The sequence below is a fragment of the Verrucomicrobiia bacterium genome, from assembly GCA_035574275.1.
Lineage (GTDB): Bacteria > Zixibacteria > MSB-5A5 > DSPP01 > DSPP01 > DSPP01.
In genome coordinates, this window is record DATLYY010000074.1 from 16,065 (window position 1) to 33,322 (window position 17,258).

The 17,258-nt window shown below is 53.1% G+C and carries 17 protein-coding genes; 9 read left to right on the top strand and 8 right to left on the bottom strand.

Annotation, left to right across the window (positions count from 1 at the left end; translation table 11 throughout):
• The gene (locus tag VNL73_10180; GenBank protein HXF49772.1) at nucleotides 1–1,446 is read right to left on the bottom strand and encodes a hypothetical protein; all 1,446 of its coding nucleotides are present in this window, start codon (nucleotides 1,444–1,446) and stop codon (nucleotides 1–3) included.
• Between the two features lie 66 nt (nucleotides 1,447–1,512).
• On the opposite strand from VNL73_10180, the gene gatC reads away from it, so the two are divergent.
• The 5 genes from gatC to kdsA all read left to right on the top strand — a co-directional run bounded on the left by gatC (nucleotide 1,513) and on the right by kdsA (nucleotide 5,446).
• Nucleotides 1,513–1,797, top strand: a complete 285-nt coding sequence (gatC, locus tag VNL73_10185; GenBank protein HXF49773.1) for an Asp-tRNA(Asn)/Glu-tRNA(Gln) amidotransferase subunit GatC — start codon at nucleotides 1,513–1,515, stop codon at nucleotides 1,795–1,797.
• Nucleotides 1,794–2,522, top strand: a complete 729-nt coding sequence (gene kdsB, locus VNL73_10190; GenBank protein HXF49774.1) for a 3-deoxy-manno-octulosonate cytidylyltransferase — start codon at nucleotides 1,794–1,796, stop codon at nucleotides 2,520–2,522. Before gatC ends, kdsB begins: the two co-directional genes overlap by 4 nt.
• A complete protein-coding gene (locus tag VNL73_10195) occupies nucleotides 2,513–4,210 on the top strand; it encodes a CTP synthase (protein HXF49775.1) in 1,698 nt (565 codons plus the stop codon). The genes kdsB and VNL73_10195 overlap by 10 nt, the downstream gene beginning before the upstream one ends.
• 68 nt (nucleotides 4,211–4,278) lie before the next feature.
• Nucleotides 4,279–4,602 (top strand): hypothetical protein, encoded by a 324-nt coding sequence (locus VNL73_10200; protein HXF49776.1) that lies wholly within the window; start codon nucleotides 4,279–4,281, stop codon nucleotides 4,600–4,602.
• A gap of 1 nt (nucleotide 4,603) precedes the next feature.
• Nucleotides 4,604–5,446 carry a 3-deoxy-8-phosphooctulonate synthase gene (kdsA, locus tag VNL73_10205; GenBank protein ID HXF49777.1) on the top strand — a complete coding sequence of 281 codons (843 nt, stop codon included), beginning with the start codon at nucleotides 4,604–4,606 and terminating at the stop codon, nucleotides 5,444–5,446.
• Between the two features lie 41 nt (nucleotides 5,447–5,487).
• On the opposite strand, the gene VNL73_10210 is transcribed toward kdsA, so the two are convergent.
• Complete coding sequence (locus tag VNL73_10210) at nucleotides 5,488–6,270, bottom strand: hypothetical protein (GenBank protein HXF49778.1); 783 nt, start codon at nucleotides 6,268–6,270, stop codon at nucleotides 5,488–5,490.
• Between the two features lie 137 nt (nucleotides 6,271–6,407).
• On the opposite strand from VNL73_10210, the gene VNL73_10215 reads away from it, so the two are divergent.
• Genes VNL73_10215 through rpoN form a run of 4 tightly spaced genes read left to right on the top strand, consistent with a single transcriptional unit; the run spans nucleotide 6,408 to nucleotide 10,353 of the window.
• Nucleotides 6,408–7,457, top strand: a complete 1,050-nt coding sequence (locus tag VNL73_10215; protein HXF49779.1) for a KpsF/GutQ family sugar-phosphate isomerase — start codon at nucleotides 6,408–6,410, stop codon at nucleotides 7,455–7,457.
• A gap of 6 nt (nucleotides 7,458–7,463) precedes the next feature.
• A complete protein-coding gene (lptC, locus tag VNL73_10220; protein ID HXF49780.1) occupies nucleotides 7,464–8,006 on the top strand; it encodes an LPS export ABC transporter periplasmic protein LptC in 543 nt (180 codons plus the stop codon).
• Between the two features lie 5 nt (nucleotides 8,007–8,011).
• The gene (lptB, locus tag VNL73_10225) at nucleotides 8,012–8,767 is read left to right on the top strand and encodes an LPS export ABC transporter ATP-binding protein (protein HXF49781.1); all 756 of its coding nucleotides are present in this window, start codon (nucleotides 8,012–8,014) and stop codon (nucleotides 8,765–8,767) included.
• A gap of 41 nt (nucleotides 8,768–8,808) precedes the next feature.
• Complete coding sequence (rpoN, locus tag VNL73_10230; protein HXF49782.1) at nucleotides 8,809–10,353, top strand: RNA polymerase factor sigma-54; 1,545 nt, start codon at nucleotides 8,809–8,811, stop codon at nucleotides 10,351–10,353.
• A gap of 53 nt (nucleotides 10,354–10,406) precedes the next feature.
• On the opposite strand, the gene VNL73_10235 is transcribed toward rpoN, so the two are convergent.
• The 6 genes from VNL73_10235 to lpdA form a co-directional block, all read right to left on the bottom strand.
• Entirely contained in the window at nucleotides 10,407–12,521 is a 2,115-nt protein-coding gene (locus VNL73_10235) for an acetate--CoA ligase family protein (GenBank protein HXF49783.1), read from the bottom strand.
• Nucleotides 12,518–13,375: a polysaccharide deacetylase family protein gene (locus tag VNL73_10240; GenBank protein HXF49784.1), complete on the bottom strand. Its 858-nt coding sequence runs from the start codon at nucleotides 13,373–13,375 to the stop codon at nucleotides 12,518–12,520. The genes VNL73_10235 and VNL73_10240 overlap by 4 nt, the downstream gene beginning before the upstream one ends.
• A 60-nt stretch (nucleotides 13,376–13,435) precedes the next feature.
• Nucleotides 13,436–13,852 (bottom strand): hypothetical protein, encoded by a 417-nt coding sequence (locus VNL73_10245; GenBank protein ID HXF49785.1) that lies wholly within the window; start codon nucleotides 13,850–13,852, stop codon nucleotides 13,436–13,438.
• 21 nt (nucleotides 13,853–13,873) lie between these two features.
• Nucleotides 13,874–14,404 (bottom strand): heme-binding beta-barrel domain-containing protein, encoded by a 531-nt coding sequence (locus VNL73_10250; GenBank protein ID HXF49786.1) that lies wholly within the window; start codon nucleotides 14,402–14,404, stop codon nucleotides 13,874–13,876.
• Nucleotides 14,405–14,444: 40 nt separating this feature from the next.
• The gene (locus VNL73_10255; protein HXF49787.1) at nucleotides 14,445–15,638 is read right to left on the bottom strand and encodes an acetyl-CoA C-acetyltransferase; all 1,194 of its coding nucleotides are present in this window, start codon (nucleotides 15,636–15,638) and stop codon (nucleotides 14,445–14,447) included.
• Between the two features lie 85 nt (nucleotides 15,639–15,723).
• A complete protein-coding gene (gene lpdA / locus VNL73_10260; GenBank protein ID HXF49788.1) occupies nucleotides 15,724–17,145 on the bottom strand; it encodes a dihydrolipoyl dehydrogenase in 1,422 nt (473 codons plus the stop codon).
• Between the last annotated feature and the right edge of the window lie 113 nt (nucleotides 17,146–17,258).

Genomic DNA, 17,258 nt, shown 5'->3' on the forward strand with positions numbered 1-17,258 from the left:
TCAGAGATCCATCCGTTTCTTTAATTTTCCATTCTCAAAAGCATAAACTTTTTTTCCTTCTAACATCTTGAGTTCATCCAAAGTCTTATCCCCTAAAAAGCGAACCTTTCCGGCTATTTCCGGAGTAGTGAAGAAAATCGCTTCGGGGTAACCATTGTGAAAAACATAAGCCCCATTGAGGCGGCGGGGAAGATTTACGACATACATTGTATCTCCCGGCTCCAAACTGTCGGCTATCACCTTGGTTTGTTGGAGTATTGTTGTGGCCATTTTGGCTGATTTTAGCCACCACTGGCTCCGCTCTTGAACAACAACGAAGTTTATTACAACTACAATAATTCCAACGAATAGAGTGACCAAATGGCATAAAACGTTTGAAAACTGCCTCGATAGCCAGAATATAAATGAAGTAATCACTATAGCCCCTCCGACCAGGGTGAAATAAATAAATCTTGGTGCGTTGCCGAGCAGAGCAAAATAAGGCAGAAAACCAATTACCCCGAGAATACAACCTATTCGTACAAGTCCGGATACTTTATTCCCAAGCCGAAGTAATAGAAAACCGATAGCTACAAGCAAAAGAAGACCTACTGGAATTAACAAATGAACGTGTTTAACCGTCATAATTCTTAGCCGAAGCAGTTCGTGCGCCTCGTAGCCAACTTGATCGAAGAAAAAACGAATAGGAACGCAAAGATTAAGAACAAAATACAACCCATTCTGAACCCAGACCGCTGGGTTCAGCGTAAACTCGTATCCCATGCTTTCCTGCAGTGCGCCTAAAATACGCCAGCCCAAGAAGGCACAAGAAGGAAGAAGAAAAATAAAATCAGTCCTCAATAAATTTGAAAGGTTAAAGCTCTTCTCCTGTTTATCGATGTAGTTCAATAGCACCAAGGTTATTGGAATGCTAACGGCGTCCTCGCGTATGGATAAAGCCACTAACATGCTGACAATAATGGCAAACTTTAACAGCAAGGAGCCTTTCTTCATGTAATGCAGATATAGAAATACACTACAGAAATAAAAAAACAAGCAAAAAATAGAACTAAGGGAGGACACCCAAAAAAGCGTTTCTTCATTGGAAAAGTGAATCGAAAAAATTAAGGCTGTCAGAACACTAAATGCAAAAGATAGCTGAAAACGGCGCAAAATGGCAAAAAACAAGGAGGCATTCAGAATGTGGAAAACAAGTATAATCAGGTGAAACCGATCGGCTTTCGTCGAAAAAAACTTACTCAATACAAAAAACAGAGCCATCGTTCCAGGCCGCCCTTTAGTGGAACCAAAGCTCTGGCTGTTGAACAAATTGAATTGCTGCGGATTTTGGCTCTCCTTTAACCAAACGAAATCGTCGGATACAAATCCAACGGAAAGGGTCGGATGGAAAATCAAGAACCCCGCAATAAAAAATATCAGAACTGCAAAAACAGCCTGTTTATTCATTTTTGAATGCGGCCCCTCAAGTAAGGATTGACTTGACAAGTCAAGCCGTTAATTTATCATACGTTTGTGAATTTTCAACCCTCCGATGTTGATCGCTACGCCAAGCTGGCGCGGCTGGCTTTGACCGAAGAGGAAAAAGCCCGCTTTGCCAAGGAGCTTTCCTCCATTCTCGAATACGTGAGCCAGATTCAAAAGGTGGACACCTCCGGCATAACGGAATACGAGACGGTGGTGCCCCTGCCCCCCGCCTGGCGGGAGGATGTGGTTGAACCCTCGTTGCCGGTGGAAGAGGCCCTGGCCAACGCCCCCGACCGCAAGGATAATTTCTTCAAGGTTCCCCGGGTAATATGAAAAAACTGCGGGCGGTAGGTGTAATCCCCGCTCGCTTTGCCTCCACCCGCTTCCCCGGCAAGCTCTTGGCTAATTTGAACCGTCGACCGGTGTTAGAGTGGGCCTACCTTTCCGCCAAAAAATCGAAGGTCTTCGAGCGCATCCTCATTGCCACGGACGATTACCGCATCCTGCGCGCGACCGCCAACTTCGGCGCGGAGGCGGTTCTGACCAACCCCAAGCATCCCTCCGGCACCGACCGAATTGCCGAAGTAGCCCGAAAAATAAATTGCGACATCGTCGTCAACCTACAGGGCGACCATCCCTTCATCTCACCCAAAATGCTGCGCGAATTGCTCGGCTCTTTTGCCGATAAAAAAGTACAGGTGGCGACTCTTGCCTATCCGGAGAGAGATGCTAAAAAACTGAAAAATCCAAATCTGGTGAAAACGGTCTTTGACAAAGATAATTTCGCTTTATATTTTTCACGTTCGACGATACCTTGGGAGGCAGAGGAGGCGTTTGTCCACATCGGCCTGTATGCCTTCCGGAAAAACTTTTTACTGAACCTGGTGCATAAAAAGCCGACCCCGTTGGAAAAAGTTGAAAAACTGGAACAGCTCCGAATCTTGGAGAACGGGAACCCTATTAAAGTGGTATTAACCAAGGAGGCCGTCCCCTCCATCGACGTTCCGGAAGACCTGAGAGCGGCACAAAGTTGGGCTAAAAAGCGAGGATGGATATGAAAAAAATCAAATATATTTTCGTAACCGGAGGGGTGGTCTCTTCTCTGGGGAAGGGAATTGCCACTGCTTCGCTTGGTTTCTTGTTGAAACGCCGCGGGTTGAAGATGGCCCTGCAGAAATTCGACCCCTACATCAATGTTGATCCCGGCACGATGAACCCGTTCCAGCACGGCGAGGTTTTCGTCTTGGACGACGGTGCCGAGACCGATTTGGATTTGGGGCATTACGAACGCTTTCTGAACGAGAACCTGACGAAAGCCAACAACGTGACGACCGGCCAGATTTATGAGTCGGTGATTTCCCGCGAACGCCGGGGAGATTACCTGGGTGCCACCGTGCAGGTGATTCCCCACATTACCAATGAAATTAAAAACCGGATTAAACGCGTGGCGCAGGCCGACCCGGAGGTAGACGTGGTGATCACCGAAATCGGCGGCACCGTAGGCGATATCGAATCATTGCCGTTTTTGGAAGCCATCCGCCAGATGGGGCTGGAGGAGGAACGCGAAAACGTACTCTACATCCATTTGACTTTGATTCCCTTCATCGATTCCGCTGGCGAGCTGAAAACCAAGCCGACCCAGCACTCCGTCAAGGAACTGCGCGAAATCGGCATCCAGCCGGACATTCTGGTCTGCCGCACAAACCGCCCCCTCTCTGCCGACCTGCGCGAAAAAATCGGGCTTTTCACCAACGTCCCCGCCCGTCAGGTGGTGCAGGCCTTGGACGTCGGCACGATATACGAAGTGCCGCTCCTTTTCCACAAGGAGGGGCTTGACGAAAAAGTGGCCGGCCATTTGGGGCTGGGACTCCCGCCGCCGATTCTTTCCGACTGGGAAAAGCTGGTGGAAAAAATCAAAAACCCGCCCTACCGGGTTAAAATCGCCATCTGCGGCAAGTATGTGAATTTAAAGGATGCCTACAAGTCGATTATCGAATCCTTCGTGCACGCCGGAGCGGAAAACGACTGCAAGGCGGAATTGGCTTGGGTCTCCTCCGAGGCGGTCAAACGGGACGGCCCCGAAAAACATCTTTCCGGTATCGACGGCCTCCTGATACCGGGCGGCTTCGGCGAGCGGGGAGTGGAGGGGAAAATCGAGGCCATCCAATACGTGCGCGAAAACAAAATCCCCTTCTTCGGGATTTGCCTCGGTATGCAGTGCGCCACCATCGAGTTTGCCCGCCATCTGGCCGGACTCGAAGGAGCCAACAGCACGGAGTTCAACAACGAATGTGAATATCCGGTTATCGCTTTGCTTCCGGAGCAGGCTAAAGTGACCCAGATGGGTGGCTCGATGCGCCTCGGGGCCTATCCCGCCAAGTTGACGCCCGGCAGCCACGCGGCCAAGGCCTACGGTTCGCTCGAAATTTCCGAGCGTCACCGCCACCGCTACGAGTTCAACAACGATTACCGCAAATTGCTCGAAGACGCCGGTTTCAAAATCACCGGCCTCTCGCCGGACGGCCGGCTGGTGGAAATCATTGAGTTGAAAGACCATCCATGGTTTGTCGGCGTTCAGTTCCATCCGGAATTGAAATCCCGCCCCGGCGCATCTCATCCCCTTTTCCGCGACTTTGTCAAAGCCGCCCTGCGCCATCGCTTCGCGGAAGAGGAAGCCGGGCGCCATATGCGGGAGGAAGAACCGGCCCAAAAAGCCGAACGGGATTCCTCGGAGCTTCTCTTTTGAGATTCAAAGTCAAAACCCTTTCTTTTCTGGTCTTGCTTCTCGCGGCCTGCTCCTCGGGCCCCGGAACGATGCCGGTCAAGTTGGATTTGCCGATTCCCACGCTCGAAGAGGGCCGCCGCAAACAGAACCAGTTAAAGCAGGGGCAGATGCTCTGGCAGTTGGATCCGGCCCAGACCGTCCGCACCTACGCCGCCGATTTGGGGATTGCCGAGGCCTTGAAGGACGGCGACCTGCGGGTGGTCAAAAACGAGCCGATGCTGGCCGCCGTCGAGCTTTCCGCTTCCGGTTTTCCCACCACCCGCATCTATTTGGCCAAGCTTTTGGATGCGCCTGAAAACCGCCCCTCCCTCTGGTTCGTGGTGGCGGCCGAAAAAGTCGAAAAGAAAAAGTAAAATGCCCCCCTCCAAAGCAGCAACCGGGTGGACTCTTCCCGTCCAAATCGGAAAATTAACTATTGGCGGCGGCACGCCGCTCGTCTTGATTGCCGGCCCCTGCGTCATCGAATCGGAAAAATTGGTTTTATCGACGGCCGAAAAAACTCTATCGGTCTGCAAGAAATACGGCATCCCGCTTATCTTTAAATCCTCCTACAAAAAGGCCAACCGTACTTCAGTTCGTTCCTTTACCGGTCCGGGGATGAAAAAAGGGCTTTCGATTTTAAAGAAAGTCAAAATGGAATTTAACCTGCCGGTTTTGACCGATGTGCATGGCGCCGAGGAGGCCAAACCGGCTGCCGAGGTAGCCGACATTCTGCAAATTCCCGCTTTCCTATCGCGGCAAACCGACCTGATTGTCGCTGCGGCCAAGACCGGTCGGGCCGTCAATTTGAAAAAAGGGCAGTTTTTGGCGCCGGAGGATATGCGTGCCGCCGTGGAAAAAGCCGCCTCCACCGGGAACAGAAAAATTCTTGTTACCGAGCGGGGAACCAGTTTCGGTTATCACAACCTGGTGGTGGACTTCCGCTCTCTTTTGATAATGCGCAACTTCGGCTATCCGGTAATTTTCGACGCCACCCACTCCGTCCAGCTTCCGGGCGGCAATTCTCATTCGTCCGGCGGGCAACCGGAGTTCATCATCCCCCTGGCCAAAGCCGCCGTGGCGGTGGGCATCGATGCCCTGTTCGTCGAAACCCATCCCAATCCCTCCAAAGCCCTTTCGGATGCCGATTGCCAGTTGCCGCTGTCCCAACTGAATTCACTTCTACAGCAAGTAGCCGAAATTCCGAAGCCAAGATAGGCAAAAGGGTTCCCCTACACAGCTGCAGGAATGGCTCGGTCTCACTTTTTAACGAATATCTCCCGCACAAACTGCCACATCACAAAAACCTCCAGTCCAAAGGCCATAAACCCGAAATATCCGACTACCGGCATTTCGAAGAGTTTAATGTGCCCCAAAACCGGAACGTTGTAAATCCACTTGGCCGCCGCCCAATAGTTCCAGAATTCCCACAAAAGTCCGCAAATCAAACCGGCAAGCATAAGCGTTAAAAAAAGCTGTAATTTCCCCTCCCGGAACTCGCCGATTAAGGACGGCAACCCCCGCCGAAAGTTGAGCGGTTCCAAAAGAAAAACAAAACCGGTCCAGACCAGAACGCCCCACCACGGGGATGGAAATAGAATGGGAATCGCCAGCTCAATGGCTCCGAGAAGGACAAAGCCGTTCAAAACGCTGGAAGAGAAATTCAGCGGTCGAATCTTGGCGTTCTTGAAAACGCCATAAGCCAAAAGCAGTTCCTGCGTTTCCAAAATCGCAGGCCAGATGGTGGCGAAAGACCAGACGTAGCCGAAAGTCCGTATCCATAAACTTTCCGGCAGGCCCGCATAGTGCCAGTTTTTCATAAGAAGATTGCAACTCTCGAATACGAGCCAGAGAACGACTGATACCGGTAGCATCGCCAAAAACTCCTTTCGCCGCACGGCAAGGTATGACTCGCCTGTTTTTTTGAAGACGACCCCGTCAACACACAAAATGTAACCGCTCCAAACAAGGGGCGTAAAAAAGACGGCGATAATTTCAACCCCGGCAAAAAGTAACGCTTCCGCTAAAAGAATAATCGCCAATCCCGCCCAACCGTAAGCCGGAAAACGACTTGCTTTCATGCTAATTGGAATATAGCCCGCTCCGAAACTCTCGCAAAGCTATTCGTAATTCATTGTAATTGCTTCGGGCGTTGCTTATATTATTACCAGCGCGTAGGATGGGAAAAGCCATAACAACACCAGCCCCGAAATCCTCGGGAAATAAAGTTGCTGTTTCAGGCGGTGGAAAGCCGGCGAACGGCCCCGTTACTTCGATATTAAAATTTGCCCGCCGGGTGATTGAGCTGGAAGCGGACGCGGTCGCCCAACTGGCCGGCCGCTTGAACGGACAGTTCGAGAAGGCGGTCGAGTTGCTGCTGAAATGTAAGGGCCGCGTTATCGTCACCGGCCTCGGCAAATCCGGCATCGTCGGGCGCAAAATTGCGGCCACCTTGTCATCAACGGGAACGCCCGCCTTCTTTCTGCACGCAGCGGAAGGGATTCACGGCGATTTAGGATTGGTCAAAAAAGGGGACGTGGTGATTGCCGTATCGAAGTCCGGTTTCACGGAAGAGGTGTTCCAGCTTTTTCCCATTCTGCGGCGCATTGGCGTGCCGATAATATCCTTGACGGGAACCCCCCATTCTCCGATGGCCGAAAAAAGCGACGTGGTTCTGGATGTTTCCGTGGAAGAAGAGGCCTGCCCCAACAACCTGGCGCCGACCTCCTCCTCCACGGCCGCTTTGGTGATGGGGGATGCTTTGGCCTTGGCCATTCTCGAGGAGCGCAACTTCTCGCCGGAGGACTTTGCCCTGCTCCATCCCGGCGGCAGTTTGGGGAAAAAGTTGTGGCTGAAAGTGGAAGATTTGATGCATACGGGCACAGACGTTCCCAAAGTGAGCCCGCAAACGCCGGTGAAGGAAGCGATTTTGGAAATGACCTCCAAGCGGCTGGGAGCCACCACCGTGGTAAATGAAAAGGAGGAACTTTTGGGGATTTTTACGGACGGCGATTTGCGCCGCCTGGTGGAGAAGAAAAAAGAGTTTATGGAGCTGCCCGCCTCGGATGTAATGTCGGCCAGTCCAAAAACCACCCGTCCGGAGGCCCTGGCGGCGGCCGCCTTGAACCAGATGGAGGAACATAAAATCACCGTTTTGGCGGTGACCTCCAGCCGCCGGCTGGTGGGGATTTTACACTTGCACGACCTCCTGCAGGCGGGGGTCATTTGAGGCCCCATGCAAAAAACGAGTTTTTTTCTCCTTCTTTTTGCATTGTCCCTCGCCTCCTGCCAAAAAAAAACGCCTGATTCGCTGCCCCATCCGGCAGCCACCGAGCCGGAGGAGGTGCTTTTCAATTCCACGATAACCCTGACCAGCCGCGGAACGCTCACCTCGCAGATAAAGGCGGACAAAATCCTGTGCTACGCCGGCCAGGAACCGATGTTTTTGTACCAAATCAACGCGTTGTTTTACGATTCGGCGGGAAGCGTTCAAGCCCGGGTGACCGCGGACTCCGGCTCGGCGATCGAGCGCACCCGTTACGTGGAACTGCGCGGCAACGTGCAGGTGTACTACAGCAATGGAACTGAAATCGTGGCCGATTCCCTGAAATGGGACCAGCCCAATGACAGGGTAAACACCGACGGTTTTGTGAAAATAACAAAAAAGGACGGCTCCGTTCTTACCGGCACAGGCCTCACCACCGACCCTCGCTTCACCAGCTACCGACTGAAAAATCCGGTGGGGGAGGTGCAGGTACCAAAAGAGGAGCCTCAGTAAACGACATGAAGACGATCACCGCCGAACAAAACGGCGGCCCCCTTTTGAAAAGCACCAACCTGGCTAAAACCTACCATCAAAGACGGGTCGTGGACGGTGTTTCCATTGAAGTCCATCCGGGGGAGGTGGTGGGGCTTTTGGGCCCCAATGGTGCCGGCAAAACCACAACCTTTCATATGATTATCGGCTTCATCCGCCCGGAGGAGGGAAAAGTGCTTTTGGGGGAGTTGAACATAACCCCCTTTTCGATGGCCCGACGTGCCTTGGCTGGCATCGGGTATTTGGCCCAAGAGCCCTCCGTTTTCCGCAAGCTCACCGTGGCGGAAAATATTCTGGCGGTTTTAGAGGTTCGCATCAAAGATCGTTCCGCACGCAAAAAAAGAATGGAGCAGATTTTGGAGGAACTTGCTATCACTCGGCTGGCCAAAAATAAGGGGTATTCTCTCTCCGGGGGAGAACGTCGCCGAGTGGAGATTGGTCGGGCCTTGGCAGCCGATCCTCGTTTTCTGCTTTTGGACGAGCCCTTTGCTGGTATTGACCCGATAACGGTGGAGGAAATCCAGAAAATTATCTCCCAATTGAAGGCCAAGGGGCTGGGGCTTTTGATTACGGACCACAATGTGGGAGCCACCTTATCCATCACGGATCGTGCGTATATTATATGTGACGGGAAGATATTGACTTCCGGCACTTCAGAGCACTTGGCCTCCGACCCTGAAGCGCGCAAAATCTATCTCGGAGAGAAGTTTAGGTTAAACTAAAAAACCCAACTGCCGAAACTATAGGCAGGGGGAAGAAGAATATGGCGGATTTCGGAAGACCAACACTCGGACTAAAAGTAGGGCTCAAGCAAACCATTGCCCCCCAACTAATTCAGTCCCTTAATATGTTGACTGTTCCGATTCTGAAGTTGGAGCAGATGCTGCGCCATGAGCTCCAAACTAACCCTATGCTGGAAGAAGACTTAGAAGCCACCGCCGAGCCCGAAATGGATTTGGAAGCCCCTGCCGAAGAGAAAGAACCGGAACTCGCCGCCGAAGATGACAAAATTGACTGGGATGCCTATTTGCAAGACAACGACGAGCTTTTTTTGGCGCGTCACGAAAAGGAAAATTCTGAAGAAACGCTTGAACGTTCCCAGACCACCGAAAAGACCTTGTTTGAGCATCTTCTTGAGCAGTTGAACCTTTCCAAGCTCTCCCCCGCCGAACATCAGGTGGGACAGTTCATCATCGGAAACATCGATGAAAACGGCTTTTTGACCATTTCAGTCGAGGAAATCGCCGATGCTCTTCAGGTGGATAAAGAACTGGTCGCCAAGGTACTGGCGCATATTCAGAATTTCGACCCCCCGGGCGCGGCGGCGCGGGATTTGAAAGAATGCCTCCTTATTCAACTGCGTCAAAAAGGAGAGGAAGACTCGCTGGCTTACGAAATCGTGGACAAACACCTGCAGGATCTGGACAAAAAAAGCTCTTTTCAACTCGCGAAATTGCTCGGCACCTCGCCGGAAAAAATCGAAGAGGAAATGGGTATTATCCGCTCCCTTTCTCCCCGGCCGGCGATGGGGCGTTTTTCCCGGGCGGCCCAGCCGGTGGTGCCGGATTTGATCGTCGAGCGGGTGGGGGACGAACTGGTCATCTTCCACAATGACAAATACATCCCCCGCCTTCGAATCTCCTCCGCCTACAAAGACTTGTTGAAAAAGGGCTCCGCCAGCTCCAAAGAGGAAAAAAACTTCATCAAGGAAAAGTTTATGCAGGCCCGCTGGCTCCTGAACGCTATCAACCAGCGCCGTTCCACAATGGTGCGTGTGATGCAGGCTGTGGTGGAAGAGCAGAAGGAATTTTTCGAAAACGGCCCGGAGTTTTTAAAACCGTTGACGATGGAGCAGGTGGCCCAAAAGCTCGGGCTGCATGTTGCGACGATCTCCCGCGTGTCGAACGACAAGTACGTCCAGACCCCGCAAGGGGTGTACGAAATCCGCTACTTCTTCAATGCCGGCCTGCCGACCGACACCGGCGAGGATTTGTCCAAGAAGAAAGTCAAACAGCGCTTGGCGGAGATAATCAAAACGGAGGACGCCTCCCATCCATTGTCCGATCAAGAGATTTTCGCCAAGCTAAAAGCGGAGGGAATTCCTTTGGCCCGCCGGACGGTGACCAAATATCGGGAGGAGATGGGCATCCGCGCTGCCCGCTTCCGCAAAAAAGTCGGCGGCAACGGTTCCCAGCCAACTCTGGAGGAAGACTCGGACATCCTTTTGGATACCAAACCCCGTCCATCGGCTAACGCGGAAGAAAAGCCTGCTCCCCCCTTTACTCCCCTAAAACCTGACTGGGAATAATTTCGTTGTGGAATTCGTTGTGTCAGGAGTAACTCCTGACACATATGCATGCTTCAAACGCCTACAACCACCCGGCAATCTACCGCCGCGCAGAATTCCGGTTCGGGCGTGGCGAAAAAGGGATTGACGTCCAGCTCCAAAATCTTCGGAAAATCGCCCACCAGTTGTGAAAGCCGCAGAAGCACCTCCTCTAATTTGTCTATCCGCACCGGTTTAGAGCCGCGGAAGCCGGAAAGAAGCGGGAAGGCCTTAATCGAACGCACCATCTCCTCGGCATCAGTTTTGGAAAGCGGATGCAATCGAAAGCTGACATCTTTAATCACTTCGACAAAAACGCCTCCCAACCCAAACATCATCAATGGTCCGTAAGCACGGTCAAGCGTGATGCCGAAAACCGTCTCTACCCCGCCCTTGACCATTTTCTGCACCAAAACGCCGGCGAAATTGCCGCCCGGAAAGGCGTTTTTATACCGTTTTTGCAATCTGGCATAGGCCTCCAGCACCTCCTCCCGGGTGCGCAAATCGGCCGCCACGCCGCCGATTTCCGTTTTGTGCACCAGTTTCGGGTCGTTGATTTTCAGAACAAGAGGAAAACCGATCTCCCCCGCCGATTCTAAAAGCTCATCCGTATTGCCTGCGACTTTGGAGGGGACGGCCGGAATCCCATACGCGTGAAGTAATTCGAGCGCTTCCAGCCCTAAAATCTTTCCGCCGCAGGTCCTGGCTTTTTCGACAATTTTAGAAGCGGCTGCCCGATTGACTTCGAACTTTGGAAACACCGGCGCGGGCCTTGCCGACCATTGCCGGTAGCGCTCCAACCCCGACAATGATTTGACGATGGATTCCGGAAAAGCGTACGCCGGAATCGAATTATCCCGCAAAAGCGCCACCGGCGGCGAATTTTCGGAAACTCCCATCAGCGAGGTATAAATCGGTTTTTTGAACCGGCTGTGAATTTCCAGAATCGACCGGGCCACCGCCATTTGATCGATGTTGATGGGGGGAACGAACAAAACGATAACGGAATCGACACCGGAATCGGACAGTATGGCGGAGAGGGCCGCTCTGTACGCCTTTTCGGTGGCCGTGGCGATTAAATCGACCGGGTTTTCCACGTTGGCGGCATCCGGAACGGCACTTCGGATGGCCGCTTTGGTTGCATTTGAAAACTTCGCCAAAGTAAGCCCCATCTGAATAACCGCATCGGTGGTGATAATCCCCGGCCCGCCGGCGTTGGTGACTATTGCCACATTTGGCCCGGGCGGCACCGGCGCAAGCGAAAAGGCGGTGGCCAAATCGAACATTTCCTCGACCGATGAAACCCGCAGAACCCCCGCCTGCTCCAAAAGAGCGTCCACCCCGATATCCAGTCCGGCCAGGGAGCCGGTGTGGGAAACGGCGGCGCGTGAACCGGCCAGGGTGCGGCCCGATTTGACCACAATCATCGGTTTTTTGCGCGAAAGCTCCCGTGCTATGCGCGTGAATTTCTGCGGGTTACCGAAATTTTCCAGATACATCAAAATGACTTCGGTTTGGGAATCCCCCTGCCAGTATTCCAATAAATCGTTGCCGGAAACATCCGCCTTGTTGCCGATGGAGGCGAACTGTGAAATTCCCAGCCCTATTTGTTGCGCGTGATAGAGCATCGATTCCCCCATTGCCCCCGATTGGGAGATGAAACCGATTTTCCCCGGAAGGGGCTGCGTTTTGCCGAAGGTGGCATAGAGGCGGATATCCGGATTGGTGTTGACGACTCCAAAGCAATTTGGGCCGATCATTCGCATCCCGTAGCCGACCACTTTCTCCTTCAACTGCTTTTCCAGTTCCACCCCTTTCGGCCCGGCCTCCTTGAAACCGGCGGTGATAACTACCAGACCCCGCACTCCCTTTTTGCCGCAGTCATCGACAACCCCCATCACAAAGTCCCGCGGCACGATTATGATGGCCAGATCTACGGGGTCAGGAATTTCGCTCACCCTCGGGTAGCATTTGATGGAATGAATGACCGGATAATTCGGGTTGACCGGAAAAACGCTGCCGTTGAAGCCCCCTTCAATGATGTTGTGCAGAAGCTCCCGGCCGATGGTCCCCTTCTTCGGGGAAGCTCCCACCACCGCCGCTGAGCGGGGCCGGAAGATGTAATCAAGCGGAGCCCGGGTTTCGCTCACAGCTCCAGCGCCTGTTTGAAGGAGGTAAAACGAAAAGAGGAAAGCAGAACCTCTAATTTTTCCGTCATCTGCCTCCGTCCCATATTCTCTTTCCAATATACCCATAACGAAACATTTTTCAATTCGCTCCGCGGCGGCAGTTCTTCCAGCTCGTGAGGATGGAAGTAGAAAACGGCCGGCAACTTCCGGCTTTGAAAATCGGAAAGTTTGTCAATAAACGGCTTTCTTGAAAATATTTTGAAATAGCCGCCCCCCAAAGGCACTTTGAAGCCGAAAACACGGGCTGTCGCCGGCGGCGCTTCAATAAGTGTTGCTCCATCGGACAAACTCAAGCGGTAGAATCCTTCTTTTCCATCCGCCAAACCGTAATTCGGCACGCGCACGGGAACCAGCGACGAATCGTAGGCAAACCCCGCTTCAATTAGAATGGGCAAAGCCCAGAGGGATTTTTGGGTGATGGAAAAATATGGGGCGCGAAACCCAAAAACTTTCTGTCCAGAAATCGACTCCATCACCTTCTTGGCTCGTATGAGATCTGTCCTGAATTCCTCTGGCGTTTGACGGTAAATCGGTTTGTGAAAATAGGAATGGCAGGCCACTTCTTGGCCCGCAGACACAATCCCTTTCACGGAGCTCGGAAACGTCTCCGCCACTTTGCCTAAAACAAAAAAAGTGGCTTTTGTATTGTGTTTAGATAATAACTCCAGAACCTTGTCCACCTGTCGGACAAGCGAAGGGTTGCTCGGAAATTGACAGTCGATGTTGGCTTCCTCCCAGCTTTCGACATCTATGGAAAGAACGAAGGATGGTTTCTGGAGTATGAGCGGTTGGGTATCAAAAGAAAGTTTGGCCACGGCAAGGAATTTATAACAAACCTACCGGCCCGGCTTGACCGTTTTTTTCCTTTTAACTTACTAAGCTGCTGGCATGATTGCGGTCGGTTTGTGGAAAAGCTTCCCCGCCAGCCAAGCCAGAAATCCCACCACCAGACCGTACAGCAAGCCGACGAAGGGCCCGGCGATTAAAACAAAAAAGCGCGGGTCCAGCCCGCCCGGAACCGGGCCGAATCCTTGGGCGACTTTTGGATTATTGGTCAAATAGGTGGCAAAGAAAGCGGACTGGACGATGGAGTTGAATACACCGTCGAAAAGTCCAACCAAAAGCCCGGTTAAAAATAATTTTCCGGGAACAACCTTGGCGATTATTACGGCACAGATAACCGCTATCACCAGCCAAAGCAGCCTTTCAATCCTCCCGGTGTAGCCAAAAAGCGAAAGAACACCCATCAAAACCCCAAACCCTGCCAGACCAAATATGAGCTTCCAATTCATATCATCTCCCTCCTCTGTGAACTACTTCTTCCGTTTAAGCCGGTTCTCCGTATAGGTTTCAAATTCCTTTCCCGGCGCCGCCAAGGAAAAGGTTTCCACAAATTCGCTGTCGCTCAAAATCCGATAGCTCTCCCTGGCCCGCCAGCCAGATGGAATGTTCTCAATACTTTCGGTAACGAAGGTGATAGTCCTGCTGTCCGGCGCGATGCTGTCCAGCAGGTATTGGTTGACAAACCCCTCCTTGTGAAACTGCCGCAAAACGAACTTCTTGCGACCGGAATCGTAGCTGAACAGCCCCAAATCCTCGTGCACTTCCCCTTTTGCGTTTTTCTCCTGCGGCTCGTACGTGGATTTGCTCTCCGCTTTCAGGAATTTTCCGCCTAAAACGAAGCGATACTCCCGCGCCACCTTGGAATCCCCCGGCTCGCCGCTGCCGGCACCCTCCCAGCGGCCAACAAAGAATTTGAACGGCGCCCAAACGTCCTCCTTCTTTTCGGCCTGGGCAAAAATCAAGACCGGAAGAAAAACAAAAAGTGCGATTAACTTGCGCAAAAAGCCCTCCCTTCCAAAAGAACCGAACCTTCGGTCCCGGTTAACTTTCCTTTTCCCGCTCAAACAGACAGGCAATCCCCTGTCCGCCGCCGATGCAGAGCGAGGCGATGCCGTAGCGGGACTTGCGCCGTTTCATTTCCATAAGCAGGGCAAGCGAAAGCCGCGCCCCGGAAGCCGCCAAAGGATGGCCGAGGGCCACCGCCCCGCCGTTGACGTTCGTCCGTTCGCGCGGAAGCTCCAGTTCCTTTTCCACCGCCAGATACTGCGCCGCAAACGCCTCGTTGATTTCGAACAAATCGATTTCATCCATCCCGACGCGCGCTTTCTTCAAAAGGGAGCGGATGGCATCCGCCGGCCCGATCCCCATAATGTCCGGGTCCACGCCCACGGCGCTCCAAGCGATAACCTTCCCCAAATATGGCAGATCAAGTTCTTTGGCTTTTGCTTTGGAAGTCAAAACCAAAGCCCCCGCCCCGTCGTTGATGCCGGAGGCGTTACCAGCGGTAACAACTCCATCTTTTTTGAACACCGCCCGCAACTTAGCGAGCCCTTCCATAGTTGTATCGGGCCGGATATGCTCGTCATTTTCAATCAACAGAGTCTCCCCCTTGCGCCCTTTTACCTCCACCGGCACGATTTCCTCGGAAAGCAAACATTTCTTCTGCGCCGCTGCCGCTCGCGTTTGCGAGATAAAAGCGAACTCGTCACACGCTTCGCGCGAAATTTTGTAGCGTTCGGCCAGATTTTCCGCCGTGTTCGCCATCCCCAAGTTGTTGTAGGAATCGACCAATGCCACCCAGAGCGAATCCTCCATCTGCGCCTTGCCCAATTCGAGTCCCCAGCGGGCGCCCCGGATGACGTGCGGCGCCTGGCTCATGCTTTCGCCGCCGCCGACCAGAACGAACTCCGCCTCACCCGTTCGGATGAGCCGCGTGCCGCAAACGAGCGCCTCCAAGCCGGAGCCGCACAGCCGGTTGACGGTCAAAGCCGGTACCGCCTGCGGCAGGCCGCATTTCAGCCCGATGTGCCGGGCAAAATAGATGGCGTCGCCGGAGGTCTGCATCACGTTGCCGAAAACCACCTGGTCAATCCATTCCGGCTTGACGCCGGAGCGTTTGATTGCCTCGGATGCCGCCTTCACCGAAAGCTCCGTGGCGGAAAGATTCTTCAAGCTCCCGCAAAATTCTCCGAACGGCGTTCTTGCTCCGTTTAAAACCACTACCTCATCGGCCATATTTACCTCCGCTTTCCCCTAACCGAATGCATGGTTCAAAGCCGTCTTTCCCGGAGCAGAAGCTCCGGAGCAACCTGAAACAAACCTATGCGTATTTTTTCACAATATGAATCACCCGCCGTTCGGCATCCAAGGCCGCCTCCAGCACCGCCTCCGGCATCGTCGGGTGAACATGGATGGTGGCGGCGATATCCTCCGCCGTGGCGTTCATTTCCATCGCCAAAGCCAGCTCGGCAATCCAGTCCCCGGCGTGCGAACCAATGATGTGCGCGCCGACGACCTCACCCGAGTCGGAATCGGCTAAAATTTTGACAAACCCATCCGTTTTGGAAACCCCAATTGCCTTTCCCAAAGCGCGGAAGGGAAACTTCCCAATGCGAAGTTGAATTCCATCCGCCGTCGCTTCCTCTTCTGTCAGTCCAACACCCGCCACTTCCGGGTCGGTGAAAACGGCATAGGGAACCACGCGATAATGCATTACCGATTTTTTGCCGGCAATCGCTTCCGCCGCCACGATTCCCTCGTGCGAGGCCTTGTGGGCCAAAAGTTTCCCCCCTGCTACATCGCCAATGGCGTAAATATTGGCGACGGATGTGCGCATCTGCCGGTCTGCCTTGATGAAACCTTTCTGGTCAACAACCAGTCCCGCCTTCTGCAGATTCAACCCCTCCGTGTATCCTTTCAATCCAATCGCCACCAAAACGGCATCCACGGTCAAACTGGAAATCTGATTGGGGTTGGCCAGCGGCGCGAAGTTCAACGTGACCGACTCTTTACCCTTGATGGCGGCATCCGTAACCTTGGTGGCGGTGTAAACCTTGATTCCTTTCTTCTCAAAAAGCTGGCGCAAAAGTTTTCCCGCTTCCTTGTCCAGAGAAGGCAGAATTTCATCCATCATTTCAAAAAGGTGAACTTCCGAGCCAAAGGCGCGGTAAATGTCGGCGAACTCGGCGCCGATGGCCCCGGCTCCCAAAATGGCGATTTTTTTCGGAGTCCGCCGGAGTTCGAGCGCCTCTTTGGAGGTGAAAACCAAATCCCCGTCCACCGGCAAGAAGAGAAGCCGGGAGGGTTCCGTGCCGGTGGCCACAATGGCGTTTTTGAATCGCACCAAATCGGTGCCGGCCGAAGTTTTAACTTCCGCCTGATTGGCGCTCAAAAACGAAACCGTTCCCTTCAGGGTAGTGGCTTTGTTCCCTTTCAAAAGCGTCTCCACGCCCCGGGTCATTTGGGTTACTATCGATTCTTTTTTGGTTCGAAGGGCCGCAAGATCAAACGAGATGCCGGAAACTTTGATGCCGTAGTCGCCGGCCGCTTTGATTTCATGCAAAAGCGTGCTGGCGTAAAGGAGGGCCTTGGTCGGAATGCAGCCCCAGTTTAGGCATACGCCTCCCCAAGACTCTTTTTCCACGCAAACGACCTGCTGTCCCAACTGCGCGGCGCGGATGGCCGCCACGTACCCCCCCGGCCCGGAGCCGATTACCAGTGTATCGCACGAATGTTCCGCCATACCATCCTTTCCTCTAAACCGTCAAAAGTAAATAAAAGTGCGCGTAAGTCAAAAGCTTTTTCCGAAGACATAAAAAAGCCCCGCCCGAAGGCGGGGCTCTTTATTCGACCGAC